The following is a 14,733-nucleotide window of genomic DNA, read 5'->3' as shown; positions in this document are numbered from 1 at the left end:
ACGATCCCTCCCTGGAACCCGGGGGCGAACACAGAAGGCGGCCATCCCGCACCGCCACGAACGATCGCGAGTGTGACACACCCAACCGACACGAGATCTACTGTTACGCAAGGAAAAACAGACCACACGCCACCGACCGATCCAGCGGATTGCCGGGCCGTGTCGGTGGCCCGGCGTAGGCTTCCGCAGCCACGACGGATCCGCGTGACGATGTCCGGAAATCCTGTCGGTGCCCAGGGTGACCATTCGAGTTATGCAGCTTCGCTCATACGACCAGGGCGGTCCGCTCATCCCGCACCCGGTCACCCTCGACGCGGAATGGAACGCCGAGTGCGGCCATCACCTGTCGGCGTGGTGCCTGGGCTGCTCGACGTGCACCGACTGCACCCAGACGTGCTACTGCGGCGCCGCCGAGGACGAGGACCCGCCCGGCTATCTTCTGGACCTCGCCAGCTGACCGCGGTCAGGTCGACCGCGTCGTCGGGTGCTCGCAGTCCGGGGCGACCGGTGGGGTGTAGAGGACGTGACCACACCGGACGCAGGTGTGCAGGCGGTGGATGCCGCCTGCCTGCAAGCAGGCCAGTGACCCGACGAGCATGTTCTTCGGGCCGAAGCGCTGGCCACAGCGCGGGCAGCCGCCGGGCCACGGCTCGGCCCACCTACCGTCGCGCAGGCGATAGAGGCAGCCTGGTTCGACGACCCGGCCGTCGCTGAGCCGGTAGACCAAGCGCGAGGGTTCGAACACGCTTTCGATCATGTCACGTACCGGTCGGTCTGTCGGGATAGGCTCGCGGTCATGGTTCAGGTCGGTGACAAGGTGCTCTTGGTCGCGAACGGGGTCTCCGTGTTCGAGGTCCTGGAACTCGACGAGGAGGGCTACGCGCTCGTGGAATCCGTGCTCGAGGACAGTCCCGGCCGGTACCCGTTCAGCGTTCGGGCCGACTCGCTCGTGCCCGCCCCGGAGACGTAGAGGGGTCACGGACTGGAAGGGACCCCGTTCAGGGACGCCGCGCACCCGCCTATCAGTCGCTCAGCGCCGCTGCTTCCGATCCCCTATCTGCGAGTAAGGGCGGCCACGCAGCGCGTACCAGTCGTGGGCACCCCACTCGGTCATCTCCACGGCAGCGCCGATGTCATGCCAGCTGTCGCCGGCCTCAACGGCATCGCGCATCACCAGCCATCGCCGCAGGGTGAGTACCTCGATCAGGCGGTGGTTCGCTTCCAGCGCCTGCATACGAGTGACGCCAGCACATTCGGAGAGCCTGCTTTCGAGCAGCGCGGTGCCGTCGGGCGGGAAGGCGAGATCACCTGAGTAGATCGCCTCGATCTGCTCGTGGGCCCACCTGATGTGGTGGTAAGTCGTCCACACTGCGTGAAGGGCTCGTGCGTCACCGCTGGCGAGGACGGACTCCACATCGGTCCCGGGGGGCAGATAACCGCGGTCGGTGAGCCGCACCGGTTCCCGGTTCGGGTGCTGTCGTGTCACTGGGTCATCGGCGTTGGACCAGATGAACTCTTCGTCAGCAGGATTGATCGGCGGCGTGATAGGCAGATCGTCGCTCTTCACGGCCGTGAGTGTGACACCCAGACCCGGCGGACAGCGGAATATCCGGAAAATGCGCTCGGGGCGGCGATGTCGGTCCCTTATGTCAGGCTTCCGGCGTACCTGCCCGGCCGGAGGAGGAAGACATGGCCGAGACCGGCGAACAGCCCACCGTGCGAGTTGTCGTACATTGCCGACGCTGCGGTGGTTGGCTGCTGTCACCGGAATCGGTCGCCCAGGGAATCGGGCCGACCTGCGCGATCCGCGAGCGCGCCGAACACCGCGCCGCGGCTGCGCGTCAGCCACGAGAGCTGGCCCTGTTCGATATCGCGGCATGAGCATCGCCTGGCTGACTAGCCTCCAAGTCTTCACCTGCGCCGATGCTTGCGCTGTGTGACGCGGCCGACGTATCGGTTTGTCTGGGTTCGGCGTTGGTGACGCCCTTGTGTCGCCACAGCATCGCCAGCAGCCGCAACGCTGCTTCGCGTTTGGCCGGATCGGGTGAGCGCACAGCGGTCCAGAACAGCATGTAGACCAGCGGCAAAACGGCCAGTGCGACGGTCTGGCCAGTGGAAAAGAGCGCGGCGAGCACGGTTCGGTTTCCCTTGTTCAGGGGATGGTCTCGCCGTGCGGGCCGGATGTAGGCATGCAGCACCGGTTCAACCATCCCGTTCGTAACGGATGGTGAACCGGGTTCTGGTGGAGCCTGCCCTTCGCCCGGGGGGTGGCTCCTATCCCGCACTTGGGGGTCTAGAGCCTGTACTACGCCGCAGTTATCCGAAGGAGGTCAGAACTGTGCTCCCAGGAGTTGCTCGCTGCACCGGCTTGCAACCCCAGCCTGACCCTGTATTCGATACTGGATGCAATGTACATGACCGTCCTGACTCGCTCGTGTCCGTCTCGGAGGGCGCAGAACGCGGGCCCGACCCGGATACAGGGCGCGGCTTCAGCTGGTGTGGATACCGTCATCCGCATGGGAGAGACAGGTTTTGACGATCTCGAGTTCGCGCGCCAGCAGCTGCATCTGGCTGTCGAGGAGTTGAACGGCAGCGAGATGACCCCGCAGCTGCGGGTCCAACTGGGACTGCTGGCCGCACAGGTCGCCGTCGCCGGTCGCCTCTCCGCACTGCTCTCCGGCAACGACACCGCGGACTCCGATCCTGTGGACACCCAGCCGGACATCGGGGAGGCCGAGCGTGTCGAGTGGACCCCCGCGGTGGCGGCGCAGATCCTGCGGTCCTCCACACCCGCCGGGTACCGGCTGGTGCAAGCTCTGATCGCCGAAGGCGGATCCGCCCCCGTCGGCAGGCTCACCGAGCTGACCGGCGACAGCCTGCTACGCGCGGCCACACAGTCACTCAACGTCGCCGCTCGGCGGGAAGGCGTCACCCACGGCCTGCCCGAGCGGCGGCTGATCCAGGCAATCCGATACCCGAATCCGCTCACTTCTAAGGTGGCCGCCTACTCGCTTCCGGCCGAGTCGATTCCGGCGTTCACCGCCGCGATCGAGCTCCTGGACGACCTGCACCGCCGACTCCACGAATAACCCGCCATCCTTCCATGAGGAATGACGGCGGACGTGCGCGCGTGGAATTCGAGCGGCTATGCCGCGATGTCGAACAGGGCCAGTTCTTGGGGATGCCGCGCAGCCGCGGCGCGTTGTTCGGCGTGCTCGCGGATCGCGCAGGTCGGCCCGATTCCCTGGGCGACCGATTGCGGGGACAGCAGCCAGCCGCCGCAGCGGCGGCAGTGCGCGACCAGCCTCACCGTGGGCCGTTCATTAGTGGCGGCCATTCGTTCTCCTCCGGCCAGGGCAGCTCCGTTGGCGAAGTGTGGCATGACGAGCCGACATTGAACGTCGAGCCAGCGATTGAGCCGCTCGTCTTGCGGTCAGCAGTTGAACGGGAAACACGACTTCGGCGGGGAAGTCGGCTGCGCGGCGCGGTAGCCGAGGGCGCCACGGCTTCGCCGGCCAACCTGTATCTGTCGGTACCGCAGGAGACAATGTCTGGCTGGCCCTCGTCCTTCGACCGAAAGCTGACCTCGCCAATGTCCGATGACCTACTTGCAGACCGCCGTCAGGCGATCGATGAGGAACTGCAGCGGTTGGAAGAGAGCGCGATGTACAGCGCTCAGAACCAGTTCGAGCAGGCCAAGCAATGGCGCGGGGTGAACCTGTTTCTCGGCCTGCCCGCAAGTGTTCTGGCCGCCGTCTCGGGAGCCGCTGCGTTGGCGTCGACGGCGAATGCCTTCTGGGCCGGTGTTCTCGCCCTTGCTTCAGCTGCGTTCGGCGCCGTTCTGACCACGGTCAATGCCAGTCACCGGACAAACCAGGCAGCGGCCGCTGCGAACGCATATCTCGAGATCCAGACAGCAGCGCGCCAGGCTCGGTTGCTTGACCTTCCGAACACCGAAATCGACGAGATGCGGAGCGTGGTTGCTGAAATCACGGCTCGTCGCGACGAACAGAACAAGACGGCTGAACCCCCCAACAGGTGGGCTCGCAAGCGCGCTCAGAAGAACATAGCTGGGGGCGGGCAGACCTACGATGTCGACTCAACTGGAACAGGAGTCTGAAGGTGTCCCGAACAGTCGCCGAGGGATTCGACGAGTTCCTCAGCCGATTGACCCCCTTGTCGTCGCAGATCTCCGCAGCCAAGAGTCACCGCGACCGGGTGGAGAGATCTCTGAAAAAGTCGCTGTCTGTCCTAAACATCAGGGAGACAGGTTCTTTCCATCACGGGACCGGCGTTCGACACTACAGCGACGTCGATGTGCTGGTCAGCCTTGGAGGCACGCAACCATCCTCTTCGGACACCGCACTGAGGTGGGTCAAAGACGCATTGTCGGCCTCGTTCCCGACCACAACAGTTCGCATCAGCCGACCTGCTGTCGTAGTCGAGTTTGCAAGCGGCGCCGAAACGTGGGAGGTCATCCCTGGCTTCCTACAGGACACATCCCCGCATTTCCGATACGAGATACCCGGGCCCTCAACAGGTTGGATCGACACTGCGCCAACCGAACATCTGGACTACGTCAACGAGTGCAACCAGGCGGCTGCTCGCGGTGGCGCCAAAAAGCTGGCCCGACTTGTCAAGGCGTGGAAGTACTACTGCAACGTCCCCGTCTCCTCGTTCTATCTGGAGATGCGTGCGGCCCAGCACATGGCGACGGAGCCGTCGTTCATTGCGGTCTGGGACCTGTGCCTGCTCCTGGAGTGGCTGCAGGACTATCAGCTCCCAGCGATGAACGATCCCAAAGGGGTGACAGGCAGGTTCCACCCCTGCTCTTCCGACTATCTGAAGTCGGAGGCATTATCCAAACTCACCACAGCCGCCACACGCGCCCGCAAAGCCTTTGATGCGTACCAGGCTGACCGCATCGACGATGCATTCATATGGCTGGATCGCCTCTTCGGCGGCCACTTCCCTGCGCGCTAGTAGGGGTCCCCAAGTGCTGGACACCACGAACCTGGCCGAAATGCAGAGACTCATATCAAGCGCTCCTCTGAGGTTGCCGGTAAGGAGCTGAATGTGCGTCGTCAGCGGCGTCGCCGTGCGGCGGGATCGGTGGCGGCCTGCCAGGCCAACAGCGCCTCTTTCGAGGGGCGGGCGTATTTCGCCAGCGACCGCACCGAGGAATGCCCAGACAGCGTCATCAGCATCGGCGTGGACGCCCCGTCTTCGGCCGCGTGGGTCAGCCGCGAGTGCCGCAACTGGTGCAGCGTGAACGGCCCGCCGGGCAGCTGGGCGGTGTGGTGTTCGAACAACTCGGCCGCCCGCCGGTACGACAGCCGGGCGCGGTGGCTGCCCGGGTCGATATCCGCCACCGCAACATGAGGTTTGGCTTTGCGGTCGGTGAGGAACAGCGGCCCGCTGTGGCGGCCGGCGAGCATACGGGGCAGCAGCCGGGCGGTGCCGGTCTGCCAGGCCACCACATCCACCGCGCCGCCCTTACGCCGCACACGGGCACACCGGTTGGCGGTGTCGAGATCCGGCACGTCGAGCATCAGCAGCTCCTCGGCGCGGGCGGCGGTCTCGTAGAGCATGTGCCACAGCACCCGCTCCCGCAGACCCGCGTCCATGCTGAGGATCGTGGTGACCTCCGCGCGGGTCAGCGCCCGGCTGCGGTCGGCGGGCACCGACCGCGGCCGCAACCGCACCAGCGGGTCACCGACCAGCCAGGCCTGCTCCCGCCAGTAATCGCACGCGGCGCGCAGCGCGGCAAGGCGCACGTTGAACGTCTGCGCCGACGCCTCACCCCACCGGGTGCGGAACCAGGCCGCGACCCGGTCCGGATCCAGCAGCGCTGGATCGGCATCCGCACCGAACTCGGAGACCAGCGCGGTCAGCGCGGTGCGGTAGCCGCGGCGGGTGTTGGCGGCGGGCACGGTGTGCAGATAGGTCTGGACTGCAGCGTCGAGGCGGATCCCTGCCCGCAGCGGGCGCACCACGCGCGACTCACCCATGCCGCGCCGCCGTCTGCGGGCTGGGTGTGAAGTGCCCTGCCGGTCGGTCCATCGGTGTCTCCCTCGATCTACCCGTATCTACCGCAGATAATTTGCCGAGTCGCCCCGGCGGGGCGCGGGTGTCGCGCCACGTCGCACAGCGGCATAAATTCACTCTACCGCAGATAATGTGTCATTATCTGCGGTAGTGGCGGGGTGCTCGTATGGAGCCAGCGGAACCCGGCCCGCATCACTCTGTGGCGTCGGTGCCTGGTGAAAGCATCACGCCATGAATCCTGATGAAGGCGTGGCACCGGAACCTTCCGCTGATCCGGTCGTCGAGATCCTGGAACGCATACGCACCGACCTGCTGCTCACGATCGCGGTGGCGCGCATGGCGCCTCGGGCAGGCATGTTGGCCGTTCAACTGATCAAGGGCATCCAGATCCCGTTCCTGGGGCAGACCTACAGCTACAGCCCCACACGGGGACGTAGCCCCTCTGTCTTCGATGTGTGCGACCCGGAGGGTCTCCGGCCCGGATGGACGGCCTCGTCCACGACCGTCGCGGCCAGCCTGCTGCTCGATGCACTCAGCTACGGCAGCGAGCACCACGCCTGGGGCGGTCGGATGTGGCTGCCGACGTTCTTCTCGCTCTGGGAAGAGGACTACCGGCACCAGCTCGCCGCAGTGCACGAATGCAAGCCCCGCGATTTCCAGATCCCCTTCTTCGGCGACCTGCGCAAGCTCCGCAACGACGTCGCCCACCGCGGAGGTGTCGCCCGCGCCGACGGGGCCGCCACCTGCGAGATCCTGCAGTGGTTCGAGGTTGGCGACCCGATCGTGCTGAACCACAACCACTTCAAGGAGATCATCGAGAAATTCCCCTGGCTCGAACTCGCCCAGCGCCCAGCTCCAGCACCCCCGGGCAGGACCAACCTGTCCACCAGCATCGACGACGATCTGGCACTGCGGGTGCGCCAGGCGGCGCTCGAGGACGGGCTCAAGATCGGTGCCGTCACCGAGGCGGCATTGGAAGCGTGGCTGGCACAGCGCGCGGACGACACCGACTAGCACGGCCGTGCGCGCCATCCACCGGCCCCTGAACACCACCGAACCTGCGGCGTTACGGCCAGCGCCCGAACTCGACGATGGCTCGGAGATGTTCGAGAACCGACCGTTTGCGACGCCCGACTGCCCACGTCGAATCCCACATCTACGACAACTACGTCGACACACGGCCTCACGAACAAGGCCACTGTGTACGCGGACGAGTAGTTGGTCAGATACATGCCTCTGATGCGGATGAACTCCCGTCGAGCTGCAGTTGCAGACCAACCTCGAGATACGGAATGGTCTGGCTATCACGGCATTTTCGAGCATTTGCGGGGGTCTACGACCCGTTCGATGACAAGCGAATCACTTTCGGCGGTTCAGCCCGATTCGGCGGCTCTACCTGGGGACATGCGTTGCGGGGCTGCGTAATCGCGCTCCGTACACGGTGGTGTTCATGCCGGTTCGTTGGTGTGCGGTCGGAGGGGTGTCGCGAGACTGCACTAAGCTTCTCGGCAGTCCGATTCGAAGGCTCTGCCAATCGAATCCAGTACGCGCTCGACCTCTCGGTTTCTCGCGAGGATCGGGAAGGCCCCGAGCCTGGATCACCTTCGGGTGATGCGTACACAGGAGGGCACGCGTGGAAAACCGCGAGTCGGATTACCCGGAGAACGAGCCGCCACCCTGGTGGGTCCGTTTCTGGGCCGTGGTCGTCGAGGTGAGTGTGGTCGGGACGTTCGGGTTGGACTTCGGCAGATTCCTCACGGAGGAAGCCGACGCCAACTGGGCAACGATCGTCACCCAGTCGACGCCTGCGGTGGTGCGTGCGGTCTGGTGGTTCATCTCCTAACCGCCCGCGCCGGTGTGGCCAGAAGCCCGGGTTGGGGTGCGATCCCGCCCGGGTTCTCTGGTTTCTAACGCGCTTTCGCGGTACCAAACTAACTCCCCCGGTGCACCTGCACCACCACCGCCCCCGCACACGCGTCCTACCTGTCTGTGACATAGATCACAGCAACGCTATCCAATTCGGAACTCCAAAATGGAAAATATGCAGGTTGACGAGCTGTCCCACGAACCTGGCAGCCGAACAGTTATGCACATCGGCTATGTATAGGGTGACAATCGCTCTTTTGAAGTTCACAAATTGACGATGCGTGGTTGCCGAACGAGGTTGCCTATTCGCGCGAACTTCGCACGAACAAGCATCGTTGGCGGGCCGTCCGTGGCTCCGAAACCCGTTAGCGTTCCGCCACATCCATCACGCCTTTGCATTGCCGCCTCATCCAGAAGACTTTCGGTGTTGTCGGGGTTCGGGCGTAGGGTGGCCGACCATGCCGTACGAGCTGCCCCCGTGGGCGGAATCGAAGCTGCGGGGTGTGACCGCTGAAGAGGTGGACCAAGTGCTCACGGCACGCCGACGCTGGCCCCGTCCATCGACGGGAGGCCCGGTACCGGTCACACTGATAGCAGGCCGCACCAACACGGGAAGGCCCCTGGTGGTCGCGGTCCGTGAGGTAGCCCGGTTCCACTCGGTCGTCATCGCGGCGGGCGAATTGACCGGCGAGGACCTGACCGCGTTCGAGGAATGGGAGGTGCGCAGTGAAGAACCATACGACGGATGAGCAGCGCGCCAGCGACGCTGTGTACCGCGAGCTCGTCGACGCCTTCGGCGAGGACTGGAGCATCGACGACTTCCGCCCCGACCCCGACGCGGCGGCGGTGGAGGCGGAGCGTCCGGAGCAGCCCGGCGAGCTGATCGTCACCCGCACCGTGGAGCTGCACATTCCGCTGTCGATCGAGCAGCGGCTCACCGCCCGCGCCGAGGCCGCCGACGCCAGCGTCGACGAACTGGTCTCTGAATGGGTGACCGCCGAGGCCGCCGCCGATGACACCATCAGCCGAGACGAGATCCTGGCGTTGCTCGCCCGCCGGCACCGCCGCTCAGCCTGACCACCGACACGACGACGGCCCCGCCATCGGCGGGGCCTTTCTGCTGTGTCGAAGGTGGTGACTGGATGTCTCTTCGATCCGAATGCTGGCTACAGCGAAGTACCGCACGACCTGAGCAGGGCAGAGTCCGGTTTCGCGCACGAAAGTGAGGGCCTGGTGCTCGGGTCTCGAGGTGCTGCCCGCGCTCTCCCTCAGCGGGAGAGCTTGCCTCCGGTCCTGGCGCCACCGATGAGGGTGTCCCTCACTTAGACAGTCCAAGTCCATAACTTGCTCTCCCGACAGACCCGGACTGACACACAAGGGCGAGTGACAATCGGTGCGCGCCGGGCCCCGCGGGCGTATCCCGGAGGAGGGGCCGAGGTACGGGAAGGAGTGCGTCATGTCGAAGTCTGGTGGGAAGGGCCACACCGGCGGCAAGATGACCACCGCGGCCGCATCCCGAGTCCAGTCCGCGGCGGCGAAGAACCCGGGCAGCAGCTCGGCGAAGTCCGGCTTCGCCTCGCGTGCTCAGTCGAGCGCGGCGAAGTCCGGCAGCGGTAAGAGCGGCGGGAAGAAGTAGGCCCAGTGCACAGGGCAGCCCTGGAACGTTGGGTGTTCCAGGGCTGCCCTGCGTACTGGATTCAGGTGTCGGTCAGATGTCCTCGATTCGGATCGTGGCGACGGTGAAGTACCGCACCGCGCCGGAGCTGGTGGTCTTGCGCCTCCACTCGCCGGTGCGGGTGTACCCGGCGGCGGTGAGCGCGGCGTCGAGACCGTCGAGACTGCCCGGGGCGCCCGGGGCAGCGGGAACGGATTCCCACCGGCAGCTGACGTGGTGGCCGTAGACGCTGCCGTCGTCGCTGTAGAACAGCTCGCAGGAGTACAGGTCGGCGACCGCGCCAGCGGGATCGTCGAGGCGGGCGATGACGTGCAGGTCGACGGCTTCGGTGTCGGTCATCGTCCGATCTCCTCGCGGTGGAGCTGTCGGCGGCCGCCGACAGCGGGTGTGGGCCTGGCCTGGCCTTGTCCGGCGGTGCGGTCAGGGCGGGTGGTGCAGGCCCGTGTCCCGGGGTTCGGTTCGCGGCCGGCGGCGGCGGCCTGACGCTGGGCGATCGCATCGTCACGGGCAGCGACAGCGGCGGCGGACTTGTCCCTCCACTGCTGGCGGCGCGCGGTCGCCGGGCGGCCGAGCTCCCCGGCCTGGCGGGCACGGTCATCGACGAGGGTTCGGATCCGCTGCCGCACTTCCGGATCCACGCCCGCGCGGGCCAGCGCCTTGCCCAGTTCGGTGCGCCTGATCGTGTACTGCTGGCGATCCAGCTCCACGCTGGTTCCCGGCGATCCGGCGGCCACGCTGAAGACGGAGTCGCTGATCGAGGACACTTCCAACCGCAGCCGCTCGTCCTCGCGGCTGCGCGGGGTGACCGCGCCGGTGGCGTTGATCAGTTCGGTGATCTCGTGGCGGGTCGCTGTGGACAGTTCGCTGGCCGGTTGGGCGGTGCGCAGGAAATCCACGCTGGCCTTGGTGCGCTCATCGGCGAACAGCAGCTCCGGAAGCTCCTTGTGCCCGTGGATGACTCCGGCGTCGATGTCTTCGATCGTGCACACGATCTGCGCGCGCTCCATCGAGGTGAGTCCCTTGCCGTGGCGGGCCTGGTCGAGCAGCTGCTCGCGCTGGGTGGCCATGCGGGTGATCTGCAGGTTGGTGTCGTCGGTGATCGTGCCGACGACCGCCCCGAGGCGAGCTTGTTCCTCCTCGGTGAGATGGCCTTCGGCGAGGTAGTCGGCCATGCTGCGCAGTTCGGCAGCGTCGTCGGCGTACTCCACCAACGCTTCCCGGAACGCCTCGCGGTTGACGTAGCCGGGCCACACCGCGAAATCGATTGCCTGGCCCGCCTGGATGGCGCGGCCGACGTCGCGGACCCGCTCTTGGTCGTCGGCGGTCAGCACCGTGATCTGCTTGCCGACCTCCCGAGCGGACTTGGGGTTGTTCGCGAACAACGCCAGCAGCGCCGCCACCCGGCCGCGGGTTTCCTCGCCCGGGTCGACGACCACCGGACTGGTCAGCAGATCCACTCGCGAGGTTTCCCCGCGCACGTAGTCGACGACGAAGGCGACGCGGGCGCGGTCCTCGGCGGTCAGCGGCGCGGCGGCCAGGTCGACGTCGAGCTGCTCGCGTCGCGCCTTCTGACTCAAGCGGTGCTCATCCGGATCCAGCGGGTCGACCTCGGCGCCGCGCCATGCCATCACGGCCCGGGTGGCGGCGTCTTTCGCGGCGTCGGGCATCGGCAGGGCGGTCACGATGTCGATCGCGGCGGACTCGCGATCCCACACACTGGCCGCTTCGGCGTAGCGCTGGTAGTGCTCGGCTTCGAAGTTCGGGTCGATGCTGACGGTGAACTCCATCGGGTCGATGAGCACGCCCCAGCTCAGGGCGTAGGAGTTGGTGAGTTCGTCGAGGCGCTGCTGGGCCAGCTCCGAGTCGAAGGACCACACCAGGGCATCCGCCAGCGAGGCGACCATCGCGGTCCGGTTCTGCCACGGGATGTTCTCGAGCCGGGTCTCGGCCTGGGACATCGCTTCCCGGATCTTCGGCTCCAGATCCCAATCGGCCTCCTCACCGCGTTCGGCCCGCCCGATCGCGGCATCGACCTCGGCCGACCGCTCACGAGCCTGGTTGGCCGCGACGGTGGCCAGCAGGTACGCGACGCGCTGGCCGTGGCCGGCGGGCACACCGAGCTGGAGCTGATCGCCAGCATCGGCCAGGACGTCGTCGATGTAGTCGGCGACGCCGTCGTGGAGCTGCCCGGCCGCGTGCAAGGCGCGGACCTCGGCGGAGATTCCCGCCAGCTCGACGGATGGGTTGTCGGACATTGGTGTTCCTTCCTGGGTTGAATCGGCCCACCCTGGGCCGGGATCTACTTCTGCGTGCAGCTCGGCGCGCGAGATGCCGTGGCGCCCAGCCGCCTTGATCTGGTGCTCTGCCGTCGCTTTGGTGATGGCCGCCAGCTGCGCGGGCGTGGGAACCCGTTTCGGCGCGGCTTTGCGAACGTCGAACAGGTGCGCGACCAGACGGCGGCCGCGCCGTTTGCCGACCATCAGAGCGGCGACGCCCTGACGGTTGGGGCCCAGGCCCGCCGCCCGAAGCTGGCGGCGGGTCCGGAAGTGGGCGGGGGCGAGCATCCACGGGTATTCCGGGATGTCGCTGCCCTCAGTGCTGCTGTCCCCCTTGGCCACAACTCACCTGCTGGTCAGCGCCCAAGGCCCTGCTCGCCGCGCCCACGGCCACGGTGATGGGTGCGCCGCACACCCGCGCCCTGCTGGGTGCTGCGGGCCCGGCGCGGCTTCTCCCCCGGCGCGTAGCGCACCGCCGCCGACGGCGGGTTCGCCCGGCCAGCGGAGGCGGCCATGTGCTGGGCGACCTGGTCGTCATCCAGCCCGGCGGCCTTCAGGGTCTGTTCCTTCTCGGCGCGGCGTTCAGGGCTGTCGTAGTCCGGCTTCGCCGCCGACCGCGCCGCGACGACGGCTTCGGTCCGCTCGGCCCACCGGTCGCGGATCCGGTTGGCCTGCTTGCCGGTGATCGCGGCCTCACCAGCGGCCCGGTCGACGTGGTTGATGGCCCGGTTCCGGACCGCGTCAGGGACACCGGAGGCGGCTAGCGCGACGGCGAGGCGTTCCTGGCTGCCGTGCTCGCCGTAGTCGCCCAACGTGATCCGGCCTGCGGCGAGATGGGTCTGCTCGTCCATCACCCGGGTCACGTCGTCGCGGGTGCGGCGAACCGCCGCCGGGTCGACCGCACCAGAGGCCAGGATCTCCTCCAGCTGGCGGCGGTGCACCCGGGTGGTGTCGTGGGCGATCTGCGCGGCGCGCTCGGCATCGACAGCGGCGGCGGTGCGGTCATCGGCCCACAACATCTGCGGGGCGGGCTGACCGGCGTCGACATCCCGCAGCACGGCCGCGAGCTGGTCGCGCTCCAGATCGTGCAGGCCCTGGCCTTGCTTGATCGCGGTCTGGATGCGGCGGCGGTGGCGGGCGGCCTGCTCGCGCAGCTGCACGGCGGCGGCGCCGTCGTAGTCGCCCGCGGCCACTGCTGCCCGGTCGGCGTGCGGCTGCAACGCCGCGTACATCTGCACCGACTCCGCCAGCGCCTCACGGTCCACGTGATCGGGCCACAACGGCGCGAACTTGCCGGTGGGGTCCTTGCGGATCTCCACACCCCGATCCCGCGCCGCCTTCTGGTCCTCGGCGGTCAGCAGGGCGACAGCCTGGCCGAGACGCTCGCGCACGTGTTCGGTCGGCGCACCCAGTCGCAGCTGGTCGCGGTAGGCCACCAGCAGCCGATCCACCCGCGGCTTGGCCTCCTCGCCCGGGTCGACCAGCGGCTGATCCATGCGCCGCAGCAGGTGTGTGGCCTCCAGCGCGGGGGCGTGGTTGTCGCGGGGGTACGGGGTCTCGACGCTGCCGCCCTGGGTGAGATACACCGCGGTGAACCGGATCCGGGTGCGGGTCTGCTCGGAGACCTTGGCATCGGAGAGCTTCTTGGTCAGCTCGTCGAGCGTGGCCGGGGTGGGGTGGTTCTGCCAGCTGGCGATGTCGGCGTAGAGGGCCTGGCGGGTCGACTCGTCCAGCCCGGCCTCGGCGGCGATGGCCGCGACCATCCGGTCCTGGGCGTGGGAAGCGCGGTCACGGAAGGCGCGGTCGGCCTCCAGCGCCTGGATCTGGGAGACCAGCCCATCAGGGTGCTGCTCCAGTTTGGGCTCGTCGTTGTCGTCGATGTAGATGTCGTAGTGACGGAACACGTGCAGCCGCAGGTCGTACCACACCTGTTCGGCCAGTTCGGAATCCGGCGCCCACGCCCGCGACTGCGCTACGGCGTCGGCGATCTCTTCGCGGCTGGCTTTGTCCAACCCCTTGTCCTTCAACGCCTTCAGCCGGGTCTCCACCGCCTTGCGCTCGGCGGCGTACTGCGCCTGGATCTGCTCCTGCTCCTCCCGGGCGCGGGCGGCGAGAGTGTCCATGTCGCGGCGACGCTGCTCGGCCTGGCGCTGGGCCAGCATGATCAGATGCCGCAGCATGGTCTGCCACAGCATCGCCAGCTGCGCACCGGCGTGGTCGATGTCCGGGGTGGTGTCGGCCGGTGCGTCGTGCAACTGCGGCGCGAGGAACTGCTCTCCCACGGTGTTTCCTCCTGGGGTGGGTGGGTGGGTTTCAGAAACCGCAGCCGAGACCGGTCGGGCCTCGGCTGCGGGAGTAGAAGCCGACCGGCGCGAGTCAGTCGGCCGGTCGGTGTAGGGGTCCAGGTACGGGATCGGCTCCAGCTCGCCGACGGTGTGACCACACGCGAAGTGGTCGGTGAGGTCCTTGCCGGTGAGCGCCTGCACGACCCGCACGCGCTCGACCAGCCCGGTGAGGCTGGCCATGACCTTTTCGGCGCGCCGGTATCCGGCGGTGTCGCGGTCGGCGACGATGACGACCGTGCCCGCGCCTTCGAGCCACCGGGCGTGTTCGGCGCTCCAGCTCAGCGCGCCTCCGGCATTGCAGGTCGCGATCAACCCGGCCGATTCGGCGGCCAGGACGTCCTTTTCGCCTTCGACGACGTAGATGACACGACCAGCAGTGATGCCTTCGAGCAGTTGCGGCAGCTGGAACGGGATGGCCTCGAATCCGCCGGCCTCCATCTCGCCGGTGGCGGGGTTCCAATGCCGCTGGCTGAATTCCTTGTCCCGGCCGCGGGCGAAGTCGGCTTCCATGCGCACGACTTCG

The 14,733-nt window shown here is 67.3% G+C and carries 19 protein-coding genes; 11 read left to right on the top strand and 8 right to left on the bottom strand.

Going from position 1 to position 14,733, the window contains the following annotated elements; translation table 11 throughout:
- The first annotated feature begins 253 nt into the window (after positions 1–253).
- Entirely contained in the window at positions 254–457 is a 204-nt protein-coding gene (locus tag ACFU5M_RS22850) for a hypothetical protein (RefSeq protein WP_195078888.1), read from the top strand.
- Between the two features lie 6 nt (positions 458–463).
- Here the strand turns inward: ACFU5M_RS22850 and ACFU5M_RS22845 are convergent, their stop codons facing one another.
- The gene (locus ACFU5M_RS22845; RefSeq protein ID WP_379052456.1) at positions 464–745 is read right to left on the bottom strand and encodes a hypothetical protein; all 282 of its coding nucleotides are present in this window, start codon (positions 743–745) and stop codon (positions 464–466) included.
- A gap of 51 nt (positions 746–796) precedes the next feature.
- Between ACFU5M_RS22845 and ACFU5M_RS22840 the strand changes: the two genes are divergently transcribed.
- Positions 797–970: a hypothetical protein gene (locus tag ACFU5M_RS22840; RefSeq protein WP_379052454.1), complete on the top strand. Its 174-nt coding sequence runs from the start codon at positions 797–799 to the stop codon at positions 968–970.
- A gap of 60 nt (positions 971–1,030) precedes the next feature.
- Here the strand turns inward: ACFU5M_RS22840 and ACFU5M_RS22835 are convergent, their stop codons facing one another.
- Positions 1,031–1,567, bottom strand: coding sequence for a hypothetical protein (locus ACFU5M_RS22835; protein ID WP_379052453.1), 537 nt, complete (start codon positions 1,565–1,567; stop codon positions 1,031–1,033).
- A gap of 122 nt (positions 1,568–1,689) precedes the next feature.
- Between ACFU5M_RS22835 and ACFU5M_RS22830 the strand changes: the two genes are divergently transcribed.
- Positions 1,690–1,881, top strand: coding sequence for a DUF6011 domain-containing protein (locus ACFU5M_RS22830; protein ID WP_379052451.1), 192 nt, complete (start codon positions 1,690–1,692; stop codon positions 1,879–1,881).
- Here the strand turns inward: ACFU5M_RS22830 and ACFU5M_RS22825 are convergent.
- Positions 1,842–2,210, bottom strand: coding sequence for a hypothetical protein (locus ACFU5M_RS22825; protein WP_379052450.1), 369 nt, complete (start codon positions 2,208–2,210; stop codon positions 1,842–1,844). The genes ACFU5M_RS22830 and ACFU5M_RS22825 overlap by 40 nt on opposite strands.
- A 306-nt stretch (positions 2,211–2,516) precedes the next feature.
- On the opposite strand from ACFU5M_RS22825, the gene ACFU5M_RS22820 reads away from it, so the two are divergent.
- The gene (locus tag ACFU5M_RS22820; RefSeq protein ID WP_379052449.1) at positions 2,517–3,089 is read left to right on the top strand and encodes a hypothetical protein; all 573 of its coding nucleotides are present in this window, start codon (positions 2,517–2,519) and stop codon (positions 3,087–3,089) included.
- Positions 3,090–3,145: 56 nt separating this feature from the next.
- Here ACFU5M_RS22820 and ACFU5M_RS22815 read toward each other — a convergent pair whose 3' ends face one another.
- Positions 3,146–3,337, bottom strand: a complete 192-nt coding sequence (locus tag ACFU5M_RS22815) for a DUF6011 domain-containing protein (RefSeq protein ID WP_379052447.1) — start codon at positions 3,335–3,337, stop codon at positions 3,146–3,148.
- Between the two features lie 210 nt (positions 3,338–3,547).
- Here ACFU5M_RS22815 and ACFU5M_RS22810 point away from each other — a divergent pair, with 210 nt between their 5' ends.
- Positions 3,548–4,120, top strand: coding sequence for an SLATT domain-containing protein (locus tag ACFU5M_RS22810; RefSeq protein ID WP_379052486.1), 573 nt, complete (start codon positions 3,548–3,550; stop codon positions 4,118–4,120).
- 2 nt (positions 4,121–4,122) lie between these two features.
- Positions 4,123–4,983: a nucleotidyltransferase gene (locus ACFU5M_RS22805; RefSeq protein WP_379052446.1), complete on the top strand. Its 861-nt coding sequence runs from the start codon at positions 4,123–4,125 to the stop codon at positions 4,981–4,983.
- A gap of 101 nt (positions 4,984–5,084) precedes the next feature.
- Here the strand turns inward: ACFU5M_RS22805 and ACFU5M_RS22800 are convergent, their stop codons facing one another.
- A complete protein-coding gene (locus tag ACFU5M_RS22800; RefSeq protein ID WP_379052444.1) occupies positions 5,085–6,011 on the bottom strand; it encodes a tyrosine-type recombinase/integrase in 927 nt (308 codons plus the stop codon).
- Between the two features lie 268 nt (positions 6,012–6,279).
- Between ACFU5M_RS22800 and ACFU5M_RS22795 the strand changes: the two genes are divergently transcribed.
- From ACFU5M_RS22795 to ACFU5M_RS22775, 5 genes are all read left to right on the top strand, one after another.
- Complete coding sequence (locus ACFU5M_RS22795; protein ID WP_379052442.1) at positions 6,280–7,062, top strand: hypothetical protein; 783 nt, start codon at positions 6,280–6,282, stop codon at positions 7,060–7,062.
- Positions 7,063–7,681: 619 nt separating this feature from the next.
- Positions 7,682–7,891, top strand: coding sequence for a hypothetical protein (locus ACFU5M_RS22790; RefSeq protein WP_379052441.1), 210 nt, complete (start codon positions 7,682–7,684; stop codon positions 7,889–7,891).
- 481 nt (positions 7,892–8,372) lie between these two features.
- Entirely contained in the window at positions 8,373–8,663 is a 291-nt protein-coding gene (locus ACFU5M_RS22785; RefSeq protein WP_379052440.1) for a hypothetical protein, read from the top strand.
- Complete coding sequence (locus ACFU5M_RS22780) at positions 8,641–8,991, top strand: hypothetical protein (protein ID WP_379052438.1); 351 nt, start codon at positions 8,641–8,643, stop codon at positions 8,989–8,991. Before ACFU5M_RS22785 ends, ACFU5M_RS22780 begins: the two co-directional genes overlap by 23 nt.
- Before the next feature lie 379 nt (positions 8,992–9,370).
- On the top strand, positions 9,371–9,550 hold the full coding sequence (locus ACFU5M_RS22775; protein WP_379052437.1) for a hypothetical protein: 180 nt from the start codon (positions 9,371–9,373) through the stop codon (positions 9,548–9,550).
- A 72-nt stretch (positions 9,551–9,622) separates the two neighbouring features.
- Here the strand turns inward: ACFU5M_RS22775 and ACFU5M_RS22770 are convergent, their stop codons facing one another.
- From ACFU5M_RS22770 to ACFU5M_RS22760, 3 genes are all read right to left on the bottom strand, one after another.
- The gene (locus ACFU5M_RS22770; protein WP_379052435.1) at positions 9,623–9,928 is read right to left on the bottom strand and encodes a hypothetical protein; all 306 of its coding nucleotides are present in this window, start codon (positions 9,926–9,928) and stop codon (positions 9,623–9,625) included.
- Positions 9,925–12,207 (bottom strand): RRQRL motif-containing zinc-binding protein, encoded by a 2,283-nt coding sequence (locus tag ACFU5M_RS22765; RefSeq protein WP_379052434.1) that lies wholly within the window; start codon positions 12,205–12,207, stop codon positions 9,925–9,927. The genes ACFU5M_RS22770 and ACFU5M_RS22765 overlap by 4 nt, the downstream gene beginning before the upstream one ends.
- A 14-nt stretch (positions 12,208–12,221) precedes the next feature.
- On the bottom strand, positions 12,222–14,733 hold a 2,512-nt coding region (locus ACFU5M_RS22760), incomplete at its 5' end, for a toprim domain-containing protein (RefSeq protein WP_379052433.1).

This window comes from Nocardia sp. NPDC057455 (assembly GCF_042802775.1).
Lineage (GTDB): Bacteria > Actinomycetota > Actinomycetes > Mycobacteriales > Mycobacteriaceae > Nocardia.
This window is presented reverse-complemented; position numbering and strand designations above follow the sequence as displayed.

Excerpts from the sequence above, each read along its gene's own strand:
- ACFU5M_RS22850 (WP_195078888.1), top strand. The coding sequence starts at position 254 with ATGCAGCTTCGCTCATACGACCAGGGCGGTCCGCTCATCCCGCACCCG.
- ACFU5M_RS22840 (WP_379052454.1), top strand. The coding sequence starts at position 797 with ATGGTTCAGGTCGGTGACAAGGTGCTCTTGGTCGCGAACGGGGTCTCC.
- ACFU5M_RS22830 (WP_379052451.1), top strand. The coding sequence starts at position 1,690 with ATGGCCGAGACCGGCGAACAGCCCACCGTGCGAGTTGTCGTACATTGC.
- ACFU5M_RS22825 (WP_379052450.1), bottom strand. The coding sequence starts at position 2,210 with ATGGTTGAACCGGTGCTGCATGCCTACATCCGGCCCGCACGGCGAGAC.
- ACFU5M_RS22820 (WP_379052449.1), top strand. The coding sequence starts at position 2,517 with ATGGGAGAGACAGGTTTTGACGATCTCGAGTTCGCGCGCCAGCAGCTG.
- ACFU5M_RS22815 (WP_379052447.1), bottom strand. The coding sequence starts at position 3,337 with ATGGCCGCCACTAATGAACGGCCCACGGTGAGGCTGGTCGCGCACTGC.
- ACFU5M_RS22810 (WP_379052486.1), top strand. The coding sequence starts at position 3,548 with ATGTCTGGCTGGCCCTCGTCCTTCGACCGAAAGCTGACCTCGCCAATG.
- ACFU5M_RS22800 (WP_379052444.1), bottom strand. The coding sequence starts at position 6,011 with ATGGGTGAGTCGCGCGTGGTGCGCCCGCTGCGGGCAGGGATCCGCCTC.
- ACFU5M_RS22795 (WP_379052442.1), top strand. The coding sequence starts at position 6,280 with ATGAATCCTGATGAAGGCGTGGCACCGGAACCTTCCGCTGATCCGGTC.
- ACFU5M_RS22785 (WP_379052440.1), top strand. The coding sequence starts at position 8,373 with ATGCCGTACGAGCTGCCCCCGTGGGCGGAATCGAAGCTGCGGGGTGTG.
- ACFU5M_RS22775 (WP_379052437.1), top strand. The coding sequence starts at position 9,371 with ATGTCGAAGTCTGGTGGGAAGGGCCACACCGGCGGCAAGATGACCACC.
- ACFU5M_RS22770 (WP_379052435.1), bottom strand. The coding sequence starts at position 9,928 with ATGACCGACACCGAAGCCGTCGACCTGCACGTCATCGCCCGCCTCGAC.